Source organism: Plantactinospora sp. CNZ320 (genome assembly GCF_002846275.1).
The window spans coordinates 3,412,088-3,429,857 of the sequence record NZ_PJMP01000001.1 but is presented as its reverse complement, the minus strand read 5'-3'; the positions used below and the strand labels follow the sequence as shown (position 1 = coordinate 3,429,857).

Annotated in this window: 15 protein-coding genes; 7 read left to right on the top strand and 8 right to left on the bottom strand. The window is 72.5% G+C overall.

Annotation, left to right across the window (positions count from 1 at the left end):
- The first annotated feature begins 13 nt into the window (after positions 1-13).
- On the top strand, positions 14-1,294 hold the full coding sequence (locus tag CLT71_RS14970; RefSeq protein WP_101367647.1) for a ferredoxin reductase family protein: 1,281 nt from the start codon (positions 14-16) through the stop codon (positions 1,292-1,294).
- A 496-nt stretch (positions 1,295-1,790) separates the two neighbouring features.
- On the opposite strand, the gene CLT71_RS14965 is transcribed toward CLT71_RS14970, so the two are convergent.
- Positions 1,791-2,162 carry a VOC family protein gene (locus CLT71_RS14965; protein WP_101367646.1) on the bottom strand — a complete coding sequence of 124 codons (372 nt, stop codon included), beginning with the start codon at positions 2,160-2,162 and terminating at the stop codon, positions 1,791-1,793.
- A 120-nt stretch (positions 2,163-2,282) separates the two neighbouring features.
- Between CLT71_RS14965 and CLT71_RS14960 the strand changes: the two genes are divergently transcribed.
- Positions 2,283-3,281, top strand: coding sequence for a sigma-70 family RNA polymerase sigma factor (locus CLT71_RS14960; protein ID WP_486483269.1), 999 nt, complete (start codon positions 2,283-2,285; stop codon positions 3,279-3,281).
- Between the two features lie 73 nt (positions 3,282-3,354).
- Complete coding sequence (locus tag CLT71_RS14955) at positions 3,355-3,918, top strand: dihydrofolate reductase family protein (protein ID WP_101371460.1); 564 nt, start codon at positions 3,355-3,357, stop codon at positions 3,916-3,918.
- A 125-nt stretch (positions 3,919-4,043) separates the two neighbouring features.
- Here the strand turns inward: CLT71_RS14955 and CLT71_RS14950 are convergent, their stop codons facing one another.
- The 4 genes from CLT71_RS14950 to CLT71_RS14930 all read right to left on the bottom strand — a co-directional run bounded on the left by CLT71_RS14950 (position 4,044) and on the right by CLT71_RS14930 (position 7,679).
- A complete protein-coding gene (locus CLT71_RS14950; RefSeq protein ID WP_143743483.1) occupies positions 4,044-4,322 on the bottom strand; it encodes a hypothetical protein in 279 nt (92 codons plus the stop codon).
- A gap of 473 nt (positions 4,323-4,795) precedes the next feature.
- Positions 4,796-5,464, bottom strand: a complete 669-nt coding sequence (locus CLT71_RS14940; RefSeq protein WP_101367644.1) for a DUF998 domain-containing protein — start codon at positions 5,462-5,464, stop codon at positions 4,796-4,798.
- A complete protein-coding gene (locus tag CLT71_RS14935) occupies positions 5,446-7,047 on the bottom strand; it encodes a PH domain-containing protein (protein ID WP_101367643.1) in 1,602 nt (533 codons plus the stop codon). Before CLT71_RS14935 ends, CLT71_RS14940 begins: the two co-directional genes overlap by 19 nt.
- Positions 7,044-7,679 (bottom strand): PH domain-containing protein, encoded by a 636-nt coding sequence (locus CLT71_RS14930; RefSeq protein ID WP_101367642.1) that lies wholly within the window; start codon positions 7,677-7,679, stop codon positions 7,044-7,046. The genes CLT71_RS14935 and CLT71_RS14930 overlap by 4 nt, the downstream gene beginning before the upstream one ends.
- Positions 7,680-7,924: 245 nt before the next feature.
- On the opposite strand from CLT71_RS14930, the gene CLT71_RS14925 reads away from it, so the two are divergent.
- The 4 genes from CLT71_RS14925 (at position 7,925) to fusA (ending at position 13,868) form a co-directional block, all read left to right on the top strand.
- On the top strand, positions 7,925-9,286 hold the full coding sequence (locus tag CLT71_RS14925) for a histidine kinase (RefSeq protein WP_158242241.1): 1,362 nt from the start codon (positions 7,925-7,927) through the stop codon (positions 9,284-9,286).
- Positions 9,283-10,002 carry a response regulator transcription factor gene (locus CLT71_RS14920; protein WP_101367640.1) on the top strand — a complete coding sequence of 240 codons (720 nt, stop codon included), beginning with the start codon at positions 9,283-9,285 and terminating at the stop codon, positions 10,000-10,002. Before CLT71_RS14925 ends, CLT71_RS14920 begins: the two co-directional genes overlap by 4 nt.
- A 169-nt stretch (positions 10,003-10,171) precedes the next feature.
- Positions 10,172-11,110, top strand: coding sequence for an SMP-30/gluconolactonase/LRE family protein (locus CLT71_RS14915; RefSeq protein WP_101367639.1), 939 nt, complete (start codon positions 10,172-10,174; stop codon positions 11,108-11,110).
- A 679-nt stretch (positions 11,111-11,789) separates the two neighbouring features.
- Positions 11,790-13,868 carry an elongation factor G gene (gene fusA / locus CLT71_RS14910; RefSeq protein WP_486483268.1) on the top strand — a complete coding sequence of 693 codons (2,079 nt, stop codon included), beginning with the start codon at positions 11,790-11,792 and terminating at the stop codon, positions 13,866-13,868.
- 153 nt (positions 13,869-14,021) lie between these two features.
- Here the strand turns inward: fusA and CLT71_RS14905 are convergent, their stop codons facing one another.
- The 3 genes from CLT71_RS14905 to CLT71_RS14895 form a co-directional block, all read right to left on the bottom strand.
- Complete coding sequence (locus CLT71_RS14905) at positions 14,022-14,492, bottom strand: ATP-binding protein (RefSeq protein ID WP_486483267.1); 471 nt, start codon at positions 14,490-14,492, stop codon at positions 14,022-14,024.
- 194 nt (positions 14,493-14,686) lie between these two features.
- Positions 14,687-16,063, bottom strand: a complete 1,377-nt coding sequence (locus CLT71_RS14900) for a hypothetical protein (RefSeq protein WP_101367636.1) — start codon at positions 16,061-16,063, stop codon at positions 14,687-14,689.
- Between the two features lie 27 nt (positions 16,064-16,090).
- Positions 16,091-17,728, bottom strand: a complete 1,638-nt coding sequence (locus CLT71_RS14895; protein ID WP_101367635.1) for a S8 family peptidase — start codon at positions 17,726-17,728, stop codon at positions 16,091-16,093.
- Positions 17,729-17,770: the final 42 nt, after the last annotated feature.

The window sequence follows — 17,770 nt, the reverse complement described above, 5'->3', positions numbered from 1 at the left end:
GATCGGAGGCAGTTTGCGACGAACTCGTGTCGGTGTGGCGTTCGTGGTCGGGATCGCGGTGGTCAACACGATCGCCTGGGCGCTCTTCTGGCCCGCCGACGACGGCCGACCGGACTTCCTTCGGCAGGTGGTCGCCGAGTTCTTCGCGTCCACCGCCGTGCTGCTCTTCGCCGTCGCGCTGGTACTCGCCACCCGGGCGCGCTGGATCGAGCCCTTCTTCGGCGGCCTGGACCGGATGTACCGGACCCACCGCCAGGTTGCGGTCGCCGGATTCCTGCTGCTGGTTGCGCACGTCACGGTCGTGCCGTGGCTGCTCGACTCGCCGGGCGGCACGCCGTCCGGCCTGATCGCCTTCGCCGGGTTCACGGTGCTGGTGCTGTTGAGCGTCGGCCCACGGCTGCCGCTGCTGCGCAGGCTGGTGACGGTGAGCTATCGGCGGTGGCGACACTCGCACTGGCTGGTCGGGCTCTTCTTCGTGATCAGCCTGGCGCACACGCTCCTCGTCGACCAGGTCGTCGAGGCCAGTCCCGTGCCGTTCGCCCTGCTCCTCGCGGCTTACGTGGTCGGGGTCGTGGCGTACCTTTATACGCTGCTCCTCGCGCGACTCGTCCGGCCCCGCTACCGGTACGTCGTCGACGAGGTACGGCGCCTCAACACCAGCACCGTGGAGATCGCGTTACGTCCCCGCAAGACGCGCCGGCTGGTCTTCACCTCGGGGCAGTTCGTCTTCCTCCAGATCCGTCGGCCAGGGCTGCGCGAGCCGCACCCGTTCACCGTGAGCAGTGCCCCGGCGGAGGATCGGCTCCGGCTGACCGTCAAGGCGATCGGCGACTACACGGCCCGGCTGCACGAGCGCGCCGAGGCCGGTAGCCGGGCCACTGTGGAGGGCAGCTACGGCATGCTGGACTACCGGCGTGGTGGGCGGCGGCAGATCTGGATCGCCGGAGGAATCGGCATCACCCCGTTCCTGAGCTGGCTGCGCGACCCCGACGGACCAGGTGACCGGCGGATCGACCTGTATTACACGGTCCGGCAGCCGGTGGAGATGCTGTTCCGGGACGAACTGCGGGACGCCGCGACCCGCAACCCCGGGTTGCGGGTACACCTGAACGTTTCGGCGCAGGCGGGGTCGTTGGCCGTGGCCCGGATCGTCGCCGAGCAGGACGGCGACCTCGCCGATGTCGACGTCTACATGTGCGGGCCGGTTCCGATGATCAGGTCCTTCGAACGAGGATTTCGGCAGCGGGGCTTGCCAGCCACCCGGATCCACTTCGAGGAGTTCTCGTTCCGCTGACCGAGCTCCGCGCCGGCCGCCCGCCCCGACCTCGACGGCGGCGCGTGGCGGACGGCACCCGGCCGCCGAGGCTCACCTGATGCCGAGGCAGGCCAGGCTCACGAGCCGGCGAGCCGGAGGTCGAGCGCGTTCCGGGCCGGGAATCGTCGTTCCGCCCCTTCGAGCCTGGGAATCTGGCGTACGCGCTGGCGCTCAACGACCGGCGCGTGCTGGTGAACAACAACGGCGCGGTGCGTCACGCACTCTGACGCCGACGCTCCGGACGGCGGCGCGTGGAGGTTCTTGTGATTACGTGACCGGTCGACGGCTCGGCGTGCCACCGGCGTGATCACCTGTCGAACTGTCGGCGGTCGATCTGGACTGGGAATTTCGACACCTCGACCGAGTGGGTGCGGGCCGGCCGGCTCGCCCGGGACGAGCCCTGGGACTTCTCATCACCGCCGCCGGCAACGCGGAGGACGACCTGGCGCCAGGTCCCCGAGGCGTGGCGCCAGGTCTAACCGTTCGGGCGGGACTCCATCGCCTGCAACGACCAGCGGTTGCCGTCCGGGTCGCGGAAGTAGACGAAGTTGCCCCACGGCTGCCGGTCGACATCGCTCGCCTCGACGCCCGCCTCCAGCAACTGCCTGCGTGCCGCCTCGGCGTCGGCCACCACGACCTGGATCTCCTGGGTGCCGGGAGTCTTGTCCGTGATGCCGTCCCCGATCACGATCGAGCAGGCCGAGCCGGGCGGAGTCAGCTGTACGAACCGGAGGCCGTCGTTGACCCTGTGGTCGTGGTCGGCGTTGAACCCCACCCTCTGGTAGAAGTCCTTGGCCCGGTCGACGTCGGTCACCGGGACGGGGATGAGTTCGATCTTCCAGTCCATCGCCCGAGCCTATGCGGCGGGTACGACATCCCGGAGCTGCTCGCGGTCGCGCCCTCCCGGACGGCAGCACCGTCGACCGGGCCGGCCTGCGTACGCGACGGCAACGGGTACGGTCGGCCCGTGATCGACGACGACACCTTCGCCCAGCGGGTCGAACAGCACCGGCGCGAGCTGCGGGTGCACTGCTACCGCATGCTCGGTTCGTTCGACCAGGCCGAAGACCTGGTGCAGGAGGTGTTCCTGCGGGCGTGGCGCGGGCGGGACGGGTTCGCCGGGCGGTCGTCGCTGCGCACCTGGCTGTACCGGATCGCCACCAACGCCTGCCTCGACGCGCTCGACGGCCGGAAGCGGCGCCTGCTGCCCGACCAGGCCGGCCCGCCGATCGGGGCCGGGCAGACGGCGGACGAGGGCGAGCCCGGGCCGTGGCTACAGCCGTTCCCCGACCACCTGTGGGAGCCGGTCGCGCCGAGCACGGACGAGCCCGAGACGGCGGTCGTCGCCAGGGAGACGTTGGAACTGGCGTTCCTGGCCGCGATGCAGCACCTGCCGCCCCGGCAGCGCGCCGCGGTGATCCTCTGCGACGTGCTCGGTTGGTCGCCCCGGCAGACCGCGGAGGCCCTCGACGGCAGCGTCGCCTCGGTCAACAGCGCGTTGCAGCGGGCTCGAGCCACGCTGCGCGAACACCTGCCGCCAGGCCGCGCCGACTGGGCGCCGGCCGCGCCGCCGAGCGAGGCGGACCGGCGGGTGCTGCGCCGGTACATGGCCGCGGTCGAGCGGGGCGACCTCGACGAGGTCGCCGAGCTGCTGGCCCAGGACGTGCGCGCGACGATGCCGCCCTACCCGGAGTGGTTCGCCGACCGCGAGTCGGTGGTGGCGGCGCTGGTCGCCAGCTGGGACGCCGGCTCGCCGGACTACGTCGGGGAGTTGCGCATGGTCGCCACGAGCGCCAACGGGCAGCTCGCCGCCGCCGGCTACCGCCGGCCGCCCGGCGGGCAGAGCTTCGAGCCGTTCGGGATCGGGCTGCTGCGGGTACGCGACGGCCGGATCAGCGAGATCGTCACCTTCCACGAGCCGGCGCTCTTCCCTGCGTTCGATCTGCCGCCGAACCTGGACGGGTGAGCCCGGACCGATGACGTTTCGCGGTGGTCGCCGTCTGCACGAGTACGAGAACGATCACCGCGAGGAGAACCGCATGAGCGACTTCACACCACAGACGGCCGACGGAAAGGTCCTGTGGCACTTCACGATGTCCCTGGACGGGTTCGTGGCCGGGCCCGACCACGACATGAGCTGGATGATGACCGGCATCTCGCCGCAGCCCGGCCTGGTCGACCAGTACGTCTCCACGACCGGCGCGGTGCTCGGTGGCCGGCGCGGCTGGGATCTCTTCCCCAGCGCCGACAACATCTACGGCGGAGCCTTCACCGGGCCGGCCTTCGTGCTGACCCACCACCCGGAGGACGCCGAGCCGGCCGACCGGGTCACGTTCCTCGACTGCGACCTGGCCGAGGCGGTGCGGATCGCGCTGGCGGCGGCCGACGGCAAGAACGTGGAGGTGCTGTCGGCGGACATCGGCCGCCAGCTCCTCCAGCGGGGCCTGCTCGACGAGATCGACCTGCACATCGCGCCGGTGCTGCTGGGCCAGGGCATCCGGCTGTACGAGCACCTCGGCGGCAGCCCGATCTATCTGCACCGGGTCGGTGCGGACGACCCGACGGCCGAGGTGAGCGTGCGGTACCGGCCGGCGCCGAGGTAGGCGTACGCCGGTCCGGTGGCGGCCGTGCGTCGCCACCGGACCGGCAGACACGTCGGTTGCCGAGGGAGTCGGCGGGCCGGGGCGGCTGCCGTACCCGGACGCCTTTCGCCAGTGGAGAGCCCGGCCTACCGGGTGGGTAGGTCGGCGCCGATATCGCGGAGCCGGTCCGGCTGGGCGTACAGCGCCGCTCGGACGGCGGCGAAGGACAAGCCCGGCGCACGTCTGGTGCGTTCGACGTCCCGGACGATCCGGCCGATCATGCCGAGCCGGACCCTGGCCTCGGTCAGCCGGGACTGTAGCTGGCACAGGGCCTGCTGGCAGGAGGCAAGCTCGGCTTTCAGCCGTAGGTTCTGCTGTTCCAGCGTCACCGCTGGCGGGTCGGAACTGTACGCGTCCACTCGCACGGGCGTGCCTCCTCGACTGGTAGGCGGGCGGGGGCTGCCGCCGGGCGCCGGAGGACTGGAAGAGGACCGGCGGCAGCTCCCGTGTTCGGCACCCCGCCCGACCGCTCGCCATGGCTACCCGGACGGGGGCCCGTCCGGATCCTCTCCTGGCTTGCATTGCCCTGTCAATGTGTGCGCGCTGCATCATGCGCGCAAATTTGGGTAGGTCAGCCTGTGCCTACCGTCGTGCGCATGGGACAGGACCCTCCTCCGGGACCTTTGGTCGGTCCGGCCGAGCTTCTCCAGATGCTTGGCGTCGGCAGGTCGCGGTTGCGGCAGATCACGGCCGATCGCCGGTTTCCCGCGCCGTTTCAGACCTTGATCGCTGGCTCGGTGTGGCTGCGTAGCGACGTGGAGGAGTACATCCGGAAGTATCGGCCCCAGCAGTTGCGGGACCGGGACGACGAGGACGAACAGGCGTAGCGGTTCGCGGGTTACCGGGGCGCGCCGGACCGATCACCGGACTCGGCGAGGAGCCGCAGGGCGAGTACGGTGATCCAGGTCCAGCCGACGGTGATCATCACCCGTTGGATCAGGCCGGTTGACGGATGGTCGACCTGCCACGCCGTACCGAAGGTGACCAACAGGGCCAGGCCGGCGAGTCCGGTCAGCAGGTCGTACCCGATCCAGCCGCGACCGGTCCGGCGGCCGGCGGAGCGACGGGCCAGTACGAAGCAGGCGACCGGTAGCGACCCGAACACCACGATGCCCAGGGTGTCGTGCAGGATGCCCGGCCAACTGGTGGCGACACCGTCCAGCGGCGCACCAGGCGGATAGCCGTGGGCCGGGTCCATCACGAAGACGCCGGAGAGCAGCAGCGCGAGCCCGAACACGCCAACCGCCAGCGGCGCCCAGAGGTCGGCACGGCCCGGACGCAGTACCCGGCGCATCCCGAGGGCGAAGGCGAGCAGCAGCAGCCCGGTCAGTACGAAGTTGGCGATCTGGATCCAGCCGCGCGACCCGAGACTCAGCGCACTCACCGGGTGGTACGTCGGGTCGTAGCCGGCCCGGGTGGCACCGTCGACCAGGAATATCAGGATGAACAGTGGTGGGCCGACCACTCCGCAGTAGAGCAGGACCCGGGTCAGCCGACGCGGTGACACGTGGCCTCCAGAGGTGATGCCTGCGGCGTCGAGAACTCGTGAACCGGCTCGGCCGAAGGCGTGACCGGCACCTCCGCGACCAGCGGGGCGAGCAGGCCGGGCACCACCTGCTCGGCGAGGTCGACCACGGCGTGCGCGGGCATGTCGACCGCCCCGTACCTGCCGTGACCGGCCGCGGTGGTCGCGGTCAGGGTGGCCAGGCCGAGCCGTCGCTGCGGCACCGACTGGCGCAGCCGCCAGCCGATCACCGCCGGCCGGGACAGCGCCGCCGTGCTCCGGCTGACCAACCCGGACCGGACCACCAGGTACTCGCCGACGAGGCCGTGCCCGAGCGCCCGCCACGCCACCACCGCTGCGCCCAGCGCCAGCGGCAGCAGACCCGCCCCGACCATCCACAGCCGGGACGGCAGCGCCTCGACTGTCCCGCCCAGCCAGGCCAGCAGTCCGGTGACGGCGAGCGTGACCAGCACCGCCCAGCCGATCCGGCGGCGCAACGCGGCCGGCGGATGCCGCCTCGGCGGTACGGCGAACGGGCTGGCCCCGGCCTCGAGGTCGAGCACCCGGGCGGCCACCGACCGCGCCACGCCGACCGGGCCGCGCGGCAGGATCGTGGTGGCCGGCGTCATGCTCCAGATCGTCAACCCGGTCGAGATGACGTTTGTGTCCGCCATCCCCATCCAGCGCCAGAGCAGCGGCTCGGAAATCTCCACTCCACGCAGCCGGCTGACGTCCCGGTTCACCTCCCTGGTCCGGAACAGGCCCTGCGACGTACGCAGCACGGCGCCGGTCGGCGTTTCGACGCGTACCAGCCGGAAGCCCCAGTTCTCGGTGACGAACGCGACCGCCATGCCCAGCACCCCGAGCGCGCCGGCGCCGACGAGCGCGATCGCACCGGTACGCCACGGGCCGAGAGCCTGCCAGTCGAGGAGTCCGGCGACGAACCCGGCCGCGTCGAACCCGAACGACCGCGCCAGCCAGTAGCCGCCCCAGAGCAGCCCGGCCGCGGTGACCAGCGCCCAGATGCTGAAGACGTTGTAGCAGACCCAGGACCAGCGGATCCGGGCGAAGACCCGCTCACCAGGCGACTCGCCGTCGCGGTCAGCACCGGTCGGCGCCGTCTCCGGCGAGCCGGTCAGCAGCTCCCGGCGGAGTTCCTCGGCGGCCGTCCGGGTGACCGCGTCGAGATGCAGCGCCTCGTACCCGGCCGCGCCCGGCTGGCCGACCCCGATGGTGAGCACCCGCAGCCCGGCGAGCCGGTGCCGCAGCCGTGCGGTCGTGGTGACGGTGCGGATCCGCTCGCGGCGCAGCGTGCGGTGTTGCCGGACCAGCAGGCCGGTGCGCAGCTCCACCAGCTCCTCGGTGAGCCGGTAACGGGTCTTGACCCAGCGCAGGGTGTCCCGGGCCGCGCCGAGAATCCCACCCACGGCCACCGCGAGCACCGGGACCAGCGTGGAGGCGCGCGGCTCGTCGGTGACGAGCAGGGCCAACCCGGCGGGTACGAGCGACAGCAGCACGTAGAGCCCGTCGACCCAGATGATCCGGGCGTCGAGTCGCCGCCACGGGATCTCCCCGGCGGGGGTCACGTCGCGTCCCCGGTGGTCTGCCGGACGACTTCGGTCAGCCGTTCGGCGGTCCGGGCGGCAACGGCCGCGTCGAGTCCCACCAGGACGACCGGACCGCTCGCCGAGGCCGTCGTCACGGTCACCGTGGCCAGCCCGAAGAGTTGTTCCAGCGGCCCCCGTACCGTGTCGACCGTCTGGATCCGGGAGATCGGGGCGGCCCGCCACTCCCGGACGAACCATCCCGACACCGCGTACACGGCGTCCGGGGTGACCTCCCAGCCGTGTACGGCGTACCGCCAGGACGGCACCACCGCCAGGTACGCCAGCCAGGCCAACACCGTCACCGCCAGAACCGGGCCGAGCCAGCCCCGGGCGGCGGGCAGTACGGCGTACCCGACGGAGAGGGCCGTGACCAGCGGCGCGACGCCGAGGATCACCCGGGTGCTCCACCAGCCGACGGCCCGGCGGTCGACCCGGTGCCGGAGCGGGCGCAACCCCAGCGACCCGGTCACCGCCCCCGGGCCGGGCTCGGCCGGCTCCACCGGACGCGCCGGCGCGGCGGAGGAGGCGTTCGGGCGGTCCGAATCTGTCGGGTCTGTCGGGTGCTCGGGGCCGGCCGGTGGCCGGCGGGTCTGCGGTTGCTGCTGTCCCATCCCTGGACGTTGCGGTACGGACCCGGCCGGGCGCCGCTGCCGGTCGGCCATCAGTTCTGGTCGGTTGGCCAGGGCTGATGGCCGGTCGACCAGATCGGCGGCGGGCCGGCCGTTTGTAGTCTCGCCCCATGGAGCTGGCCCGACGCCTTCGGTGGCCCGGTCGAGGCCGGACCGCCGCGCCGACCGGGGCCGGTCACGCCGACGCTGGTACGTCCCCGCGGCGTCGCACCGGCCGGGACTGGGTCGTGGATTCCGCGCTCTTCGGTCTGGCGGTGCTCTACTGGGTGTGGACCTGGCGCAGCCCTCCGCTGTACTACGTCGGCGCCATCCCCGACTGGATGGTCGCGGTCGACCCCTGGGTCGGTGCCCTCGGCTGCCTGGCCCTGTGGTGGCGGCGGCGCTTCCCGATCCTCCTCAGCATCGCGATGGTGCTGGTGCTGGCGCTGGCGTCGACCGGGTTCGGCGCGGTCCTGATCATGGTGCTCACCGTCGCGGTGCACCGCAACTGGTTGCCGGCGACCCTGGTCACGGTTCTGCACCTGGTGCCCTCGCTGTTGTTCGGAGCCGAGAATCCGCCGCCCGGCGTCACCCGGCAGGTGTACCTCACGCTTGTCGTGCTGATGTACCTGGTGCCGCTCGGCTGGGGAATCGCGGTCCGGGCCCGGCGGGAACTCATCGCCAACCTGCGCCGCGAGGTCGACCGGGCACGCGACGAACACCGGCAACGGCTGGCCGGGGCCCGCCGGGCGGAACGGGAGCGGATCGCCCGGGAGATGCACGACGTACTGGCACACCGGATCTCGCTGATCTCGGTGCACGCGGGCGCGTTGGCGTACCGCACCGCGCAGGCCGACGCGGGTGCCGGGGCGCCGTTGGGAGCGGCCGAGGTCGGCGGGGCGATCGAGGTCATCCGGGACAACGCCCGGCAGGCCCTCGTCGAACTGGGCGACGTGCTCGCCGTACTGCGGCCGGAGCGGGGGGACCGGGACGACGACGGCGAACCGGCCCCGGAAGCCGGTACCGCCGAACATCCGGCGTCGCACCGCTCGGCGCGGGACCGTTCGGCGTCGGGCCGTTCGGTGTCGGACCGTTCAGCACCGGACGACTCGGCGTCGCACCGGTCGGCGCCGCAGCCGAGGCTGGCCGACATCGTCCGACTGGTGCAGGAGGCGCAGGCGGCCGGTCAGCGGGTGGCGTTCGAGATGGTCTGCGCACCCGGCGCGGCCGAGTCCCTGCGGCCGGCGGTGCAGCGTACGGTCTACCGCACCGTCCAGGAAGGACTGACGAACGCCCGGAAACACGCCGGCCGGGGCGAGGTGACGGTACGGGTGGAGGTCGACCCCGGCACCGGCATCGTCGCCACGATCACAAATCCGCTGCCGTCCGCGGCTGAGCCGCCCCGACACCCGCCGGATTCCTCCCGGCAGGCGGGAGATTCCTCCCGGCACCCGGCGGATCCCTCCCGGCAGGCGGGTGTCGACCTGCCCGGGGCCGGTGCCGGGCTGACCGGGCTCGCCGAGCGGCTGGCCCTGGACGGCGGGACCATCGAGCACGGCGTGATCGGCGGGACCTTCCGGCTCCGCACCCGGCTACCCTGGCCGTCATGACTCCGGGTGCCGGGCCGGGCCGTCAACCGGCCGCGACGGGTGGTGCTCCGGCGATCCGGGTACTGCTCGTCGACGACGACGCACTTGTCCGGACCGGGCTGCGGCTGATGCTCGGCGGGGCGCCCGACATCGAGGTCGTCGGGGAGGCGGCGGACGGAGCCGACGTCGCCGACGCGGTGACCCGGCTGCGGCCGGACGTGGTGCTGATGGACGTCCGGATGCCGCTGCTGGACGGTATCGCGGCGACCCGGGCGATCACCGCCCGATCCGGGCAGCGCCCGGAGGTCATCGTGCTGACCACCTTCGACGCCGACGCGACGATCCTCGACGCGCTCCGCAACGGGGCGGCCGGGTTCCTGGTCAAGCACACTCCGCCGGAGCAGATCGTCGACGCGGTACGCCGGGCCGCCGCCGGTGAGCCGGTGCTCTCCCCGACGGTCGCCCGTACCCTGATCGACCACGTGGCGGGCGTCGGCCCGCACCGCCGCCCCGATGACCGCCGCCAGCAGGCCCGAGAACGGTTCGGGCTGCTCTCCGAGCGGGAACGGGCGGTCGCCGTCGCGGTCGCGCAGGGGCTGTCGAACGGCGAGATCGCCGACCGGCTGTTCCTCTCCGTCGGTACGGTCAAGGCGCACGTCTCCAGCGCGCTTGCCAAGCTCGACCTGGACAACCGGATCCAGCTCGCGCTGCTCGCCCACGACGCGGGCGACGGGTAACCGCCGGCACGCCGGCTCTCCGCCGGCTCCGCCGCCGTGTCGTCCCGACAGTCGGGCGATCTCGAAGAGAGCTGAACCTGTCGATGCATCCGTGCGTGTCTTCCGCCGGAACGGTGCCTTCCGGCACCGGAGAAGTGTCCGCGCACAGGAGTACGGATGGAGACTGCGCATGATCCGACGTAATGTCCTGACCGGCTTCGCCGCGCTGGGGATCGCCGCCGCGGTCGGCGCCCCGGAGAAGGCGAGCGCGCACGCACCGGGCGGGCGTCCCCGCAAGCGCTTCCCCGACACGTTCGAGCTGCCCGACGGCTGGATGCCGGAGGGGATCACCATCGGCAGGCTGCCGTGCGCGTACTTCGGTTCCCGGGCCGACGGGTCCATCTACCGGGTCGACCTGGCGACCGGCGAGGGCCGGGTGCTCAGTCGGGGGCCGGGGGCGGGCTTCCCGTCGATCGGGCTCAAACTGGACGACCGGGGGCGGCTCTTCGTGGCCGGCGGTACGGCCGGCACCGGCCGCATCGTGGACGCCCGCAGTGGCCGGTTGCTCGCTGACCTCACCTTCACCACCGGTACGAGCTTCGTCAACGACGTGGTGCTGACCCCGCACTCGGCGTACTTCACCGACTCGCAGAATCCGGTGCTGTACGTCGTACCGACCGGAGGGCGCGGCGCCGTGCGCGGGTTGCCGCTGACCGGGGACATCGTCTACACCACCGGCAACAACGCCAACGGCATCTGCCGGACACCGGACGGCCGGGCGCTGCTTGTGGTGCAGTCCAACACTGGTCTGCTGTTCCGGGTGGATCCGCGCTCCGGGGTGGCCCGGCAGGTGGACCTGGGTGGTGAGCTGCTCACCAACGGGGACGGGCTGCTGCTGGAGGGCCGGACGCTCTACGCGGTGCTCAACCGGCTGAACACGGTGGCCGTACTGCGGCTGACCGCCGACGGTCGCTCGGGGCAGATCGTGGCACGGCTGACCGACCCCCGGTTCGACATCCCGACGACTGTCGCCTCGTACGGCAACCGGCTCTACCTGCCGAACGCGCGGTTCAGCACGCCGCCGACGCCGGAGACCACGTACACGGCGGTGGCCATCCCCAAGCCGTAGTCCGCACTCCGTCCCGGTTGCGCCGGCCACTGTCGGGGCTCGCCGGGGCGTGACGTCGTGCGGTACGGCGCCCGTCGGGGGGGCGGGCGCCGTACCGCACGGCGGAAAAAACCGGGCTGTGCGTCGGGGCTCCATTCCGTACACTCGTGACCAGCCCAGCGCGATCTTGGCCTGTCGATGCCGGACGCGCGAGACGACGAGTGAGGGGAGCCGGCCGTGCGCTACCGCACCGCTGTCGTCATTCCCCAGTCGCTGCACCGGGTGATTCTGGCGTCTTCCTGATCTCCGGTGTCGGCCCGCGCGGCCACACCGGAGATCCGTGACGAATCCCTGAGTCACACCCCGATCCGGCCGTCGCCGGGTCGGCGGCCAGCTCCCGGTGACCCTCGATGCCGGCTGTCCGGCACCAACCCGTCGCCACCCGGCCCCGTGACATGACGCGGCCCCGTGACATGACGCTGCGCGTCCCGTTGCGCGCGCACCTTCGCGGTCGCGGCGGGCCCGGCGGCGCCTCGCGGTGGCTCGGTCGTTTCGGCGGGCTCGGTCGTTTCGGCGGGCTCGGGGTGTCTGCCTGGCCGTGCCCTGCCCAGGGTCGTCGCGGAAATCGCGCCGTCGGAACCCAGAGAGATCAGACCACCCAGAGAGGCCATCGGCCATGCGTACCCAGCCGCACCGTAGCGTGTCCCACCCCCTGTCCCGGCTGCGCAACCTGGGCATCCTCGCCCACGTCGACGCCGGCAAGACCACCACCACCGAACGGATCCTCTACGCCACCGGAGCCACCTACAAGCGCGGTGAGGTGCACGACGGGACGACCGTCACCGACTTCGACGCCCAGGAACGCGACCGGGGCATCACCATCTTCGCCGCCGCGGTGAGCTGCGAGTGGGCCGGGCACCGGATCAACCTGATCGACACCCCCGGGCACGTCGACTTCGCCGACGAGGTGGAGCGGGCCCTCCGGGTACTCGACGGCGCGATCGCGGTCTTCGACGGTGTCGCCGGGGTCGAGCCGCAGAGCGAGTCGGTGTGGCGGCAGGCCGACCGGCACGGCGTACCCCGGATCGCCTTCGTCAACAAGCTCGACCGGGCCGGCGCCGACCTGGACACGGCGGTCCGGTCGATCCGGGACCGGCTCCGGGTCACCCCGCTGGTGGTGCAGTTGCCGATCGGTCGGGAGCACGACTTCACCGGCGTGGTCGACCTGGTCACGTTGCGCTCCCTGGTCTGGGCCGACGGCGCGGAGACCCCCGTCGAGGGTCCGGTCCCGGACGAGCTGCGGGCGGAGGCGGAGCGGCGTCGGCGGGTACTCGTGGAGCTGGTCGCCGAGCGCCATCCGGCCGCGCTGGAGGAGTACTGCGAGCGGTCGACGCTGGCCGCCGAGACGCTCCGGTACGCGCTGCGGGAGCTGACCCGGGGCGGGGACGGCGTGGTGGTGCTCTGCGGCTCGGCGTACCGGAACCGGGGGATCGAGCCGCTGCTCGACGCGGCCGTCGACTATCTGCCGTCGCCGTTGGACGTGCCCGCGGTTCGTGGCAGCACCACCGGTGGCGAGCAGCGGGAGCGGCCCGCCGACCCGGCAGCGCCGTTCACCGCACTGGTGTTCAAGGTCAACTCGACAGGTACCGGTCGGCTGAGCTACCTGCGGGTCTACGCCGGGACCGTCCAGAAGGGAGGAGTGGTGCTGGACGCCGGAGCCGGGCGTACCGAACGGATCAGCCGGATCCTGCGGGTGCAGGCCGACCGGCACACCGAGGTGGACCGGGCGGTGGCCGGCGACATCGTCGCGGTGATCGGGCTGAAGTCGGCGCGGGTCGGTGCCACGCTCTGTGCCCCCGATGCGCCGTTGCTGCTCGAACCGCCGACCGCCGCCGACCCGGTGGTCTCGGTCGCCGTCGAGGCGCGCCGGAGCACCGACACCGGACGGTTGGCCTCGGCGCTGGCCCGGCTGGTGGAGGAGGATCCCTCGCTGGCCGTCCGGACCGATCCGGAGACCGGCCAGACCGTCCTCTCCGGGATGGGTGAACTGCACCTGGAGGTGGCGGTGGAGAAGATCCGCCAGGACGCGGGCCTGGAGGTGACCGTGGGACGGCCGCAGGTGGCCTACCGGGAGACCGTCGTACGTGGCGTCTCCGGACAGGTGTACCGGCACGTCAAGCAGGACGGCGGCGCCGGCCAGTGGGCGCATGTCGTCCTGGACGTGGCGCCGATCACCGACGAACCGGCGGCGGGTGACGGGGACGTACCGGACTTCGAGTTCGCCTCGACGGTCGTCGGCGGACGGGTCCCGAAGGAGTACGTCCGGGCGGTCGAGGCCGGCTGCCGGGACGCGCTCGCCGACGGTCCCCTCGGCGGCCACCAGGTGATCGGGCTGCGGGTCACCCTGACCGACGGTGCCACCCACGTGAAGGACTCCTCGGAGCTGGCCTTCCGCACGGCGGGCCGGCTCGCGCTGCGGGCGGCGCTGGCCGCCAGCGATATGGTCCTGCTGGAACCGGTGGTCGAGGTGACGGTGACCGTGCCGGACGACGCCGTCGGTGCGGTGCTGGGTGACCTGGCCGCCCGGCGTGGCCGGGTCGTCGGTTCGACCACCCGGGCCGGCACCGTGGTGATCACCGCGACGGTGCCGCTGGCCGAACTCTTCGGCTACGCGACCCGGCTGCGCAGCCGGAGCCAGGGCCGGGGGACGTTCAGCACCCGGGCCACCGGCTACCAGCCGGTGCCGTCCGCCGTCGCCGACCCGGTGCCGCGAGGCTGACCGGATCCGCTGACGGGATCCGCTGACCGGATTCCGCCGCGCGGGGAGGACGGGTGGGGAGTTTCCGCATGGCGGCGACTCCCCACCCGTCGCCGAGCTGGTCCCGGTCGCACCGCACGACCGGTCGAGCCGTCGGGGCGTCCGGTCGGGGCGTCACAGCGTCCGGTCGACGTGGGCGTGGCTCGGGCCGGTGCCGGATGTGCCGGCCGCGCCGTCCGGCCTGGTCGCTGTCGGTACGTCGGCCGGTTCGGTCACGGCCATGGTCAGTCGCACCCACACGCCCTCGGCGTCGCTGCGCACCTCGATCGAGTCGGCGAGTTCCCGGGCCAGCCACAGCCCCATCCCGCCCTGGGCGGACGGCCGGGGGCGGCTGGCCGGAATGGTCTGTAGCGGGTCGGCGAAGCCGGTCCCGTGGTCGCGGATCTCACAGATCACATGCCGCCGCCGCCACAGCCGCAGCTCGCCCCGTCCGCCGCCGTGCCGGACCGCGTTGGTCATCGCCTCGTTGATCGCGGTCACGAAGTCGTCCAGCCGATCCCCGGTCAGGCCGGCCACGATGAGGCACTCGGTCAGCGTCCGGCGTGCGTCGGCGACCCGCTCCGCGTCGAACTCGGCCTGGAGCAACAGAGGCCCATGCTGTGTATCCGTCCGTTGATCGTGCAACGGACCGTCCGTCATGGCGCCTCCAAGGTCACCGGACCCGCCAGGGTACAGCGCGGACCGTACCCACCGGTGGCCGAGTCAATCAAAGCCGACCGAAGATTCAGCCTGCCGGGCGTGCTGAAACCGTCACCCCGGCAAAGCTGACATACCGATCGTTACTGACTGTTGATGGCAGAGTACACAGCGTAGGCGACCTGTTGACCGCTGACGTCGCCGTGCGAGCTGATGAACCTGTCCGCCCTCAGATTGAACACCCGCCCCGGCTGGAACTGGTAACCGCCGCCCACCTCCAGCAGATCGACACCGGGCTGGACCACCTCCGGTGTCTTCAGCGCCCCGTTCCGGCCGATTCCGCCGTACGGGTCGTTGGCGTCGCCGAGCCCGGCACCGGCCTGCCTGGCGAGCCGGGACGCCGCCGCGTACGCCAGGCCGACAGCGCGGTCGTTGACGGTGTGCGTGACCAGCATCGGACCGCTGAGTCGCCGGTCGGCCAGCAGTGATCGGAACAGTCCGTTCCCGCCCTGGCCGTCGAAGTTCACCGCGAACGCGTGGTGACTGAACGCACCCTGCATCAGCGTGTACGAGTGCAGCCGGGGCTGCCGTACGGCGGCTGCGGCCAGCGCCCGGGCACCGAACGAGTGGCCGGCCAGGTGCAGCCGTACGCCCGCCGTCGACGCCCGGGCCAGGTCGGACAGGAGGGTGGCGATGCCACCGGAGCCGACCTTCCCGGCCCGGTCCTTCATCGTGTAGTAGGTGGTGACGTTCAGCACCCCGCGCGCCTTGGCCAGCACACTGTCGAGGTCGAAGCCGAACCCGGCCGCCCCGCCGGCCGTGCCGCCGACCGATGCGCCGGCCATCCCGCCGGTCATCCAGTCGGCAGCCCCGCCGGCTGTCCCGTCGGCTGTGCCGTCAGGCGTGCCGCTGGCGGCGCCGCCGGGGCGCTCCGGCGACCCGAAGTCGACCTCGGGGCCACCCATCGCCTGGAAGACCGCCTCCGCGTCGGCGTGCAGCAGCGCGGTCGGCGGCGGGTCCTCGTCCACCTGAGTCGGGTCGGCCGACGGTGCGGTAGGCGAGGGCGGGATCTGCTCCCGCAGGGCGTCGAGGAACCGCTGCCGCGCCTCGGCCGAATCCGTCAGCCTCGGCACCAGCCGGGTCAGCAGTGCGGCCCGGGCCGGATCCTCGACCCGGGTGGCGATCGCGTCGGCGAGTGCCGTTGCCTCGTCGCCCACCGCGACTCCGCCGCCGGCCACCTCGTCCTCGTCCGACCAGCGGATCGACGGCCAGAGCGCGCCGACCACGACCAGGGTCCGGGACGCCGCGCCGGGCACCGCCGGGCGTACCGCCGCCAGGTTGTCGGTGAGCCGCTGGTAGAGGCGACGGGCCTGCGGGATGTCGTTGTTCCAGCCGTGGCAGAGCACGAGTACGTCGGTGGCGCCGGAGGAGGCGACCAGCTCCACCGCCGCCCGCCGCTGGGCGTCGTCGTGGATCTCGCCGGTGGACCGGATCTCCACCTCCGCGTACGGAAACTGCATGGGTACACCTCGTTCGTGGCGTTTCGGTCAGACCGACTGGAGGGCCCGCATCGCGTCCACGAGCCCGCGGCCCTGGAACGAAGGATCCCGACCGAGGTCGGTGGCGGAGTCGAGCAGCGCCCGCTTGACCCGGTGCGGGCGGCCGATGAACTCCTGGTGCACCGACATGAACGCCGCCGCCACCCCGGAGACGTGTGGCGCCGCCATCGAGGTGCCGGAGTTCTCCACGTAGGTGGCGCCCGGTACGCCCTGCCGGGCCTGGTCGAGCAGTCGGCCGGTACCGGCGCTGATCACCCGCTCGCCCGGGGCCACCAGGTCCGGCTTGGCCCGGCCGTCCCCGGTCGGACCCTTGGAGGAGAAGTAGGAGACACCGGAGGCGTGCGGCCGGCACGAGGTGGCGCCGACCGTGATGGCCAGTTCGGCGTTGCCGGGATCGTTGATGGTCAGGTCGAACGCCGTACGCATCCGCCGGCCACCGGCGTCGATGACGTAGCCGTAGCCGGTGTTGCCGGCCGCCGCCACCACGACCACACCAGACTGCACCAGCCGGTCGACCTCCCGGCAGATCGGGCTGAGACCGGTGGCGAACCAGGTCGGGTCGAACGGATAGCCGACCGACAGGTTGACCCCGTGCACGAGCAGTTCCCGGCCGTGGTCGTTGAGTTCCTGGATGTACTCCAGCGCGGCCAGCACCGCCGCCATGTCACCGGAACCGTCGTCCCGGAGGATCTTGCAGGAGAGCAGCCGGCAGCGCGGCGCCATCCCGCTTATCGAACGCAGGCGCAGCCGTTCGCTACGCAGGTCGCCCGCGTCCGGCTGGTAGAAGGTGGCGGCGGTCAGCGGCTCCTGGTCGTCCCCGACGATCTGCTCGCCGGCCAGGATCCCGGCCACGTGCGTGCCGTGCCCGGCCACGTCCTTCGTCGCCTCGGCGTCGCTGTCGCCGACGAAGGAGCGGTGCGCCAGCGGCGGGGTCAACGCCAGGTTGCCGTGCCGGTGGAAGTGCGCGTGCCGCTCGTCGATGCCGGAGTCGAGCACCGCCCAGACGATGTCCTGGCCGTACGCGTTGAAGGCCCGGTGCGCCGCCTGGCACTTGGTGGTCACCACCGAGCGGTGGATGAGCGGCTGGACCTCGAAGTTGGGCCAGATCCGGTGGACCGCCGAGCGCGGGGCCGGCCCGGCGCCGACCGTCGACGCCGACGGCTCGTCGGCGCCCGGTCCGGACCAGGGTGCCTGCTCCGCCAGCCCTGCCTCCAGTTCCGCCTGCTCCTGGGCGACCTCCTCGGCCTCCTCTGCGTCGGCGGCGACCAGGGCGCGGATCTGCGCGGCGGTGAGGGCGGTACTGACGTACGAGCCGATCGGCCAGACCGGCGTCTCGGCGTCGGCGACCTCCCGGATCAGCTCCGTCACCCGGGACTGTGCCCGGCGCACCCCGCCGACGTAGCGGGTACGCAGCTCGATCACCACACCGATCGGCTCCTCGCCCGACTCCCGCATCCGTTCCTGCAACGGCCGGGCGATCACCGAGTCGGTGACCAGGCTGGGTGAGGCCGGCACCGGCGACAGCGGGCTCGCCCGGTCGCCGCCGTCGGCGTTCTGCTCGGCCGAGCCGAACTCGGCGGGCAGCGGTTCCGCCGGAGGGCCCGGGTCGACGCTGTCGGAGTCCATCGATTCCTCCCGTGATTTCCGACCATCGTTTCCGCCCGGGTG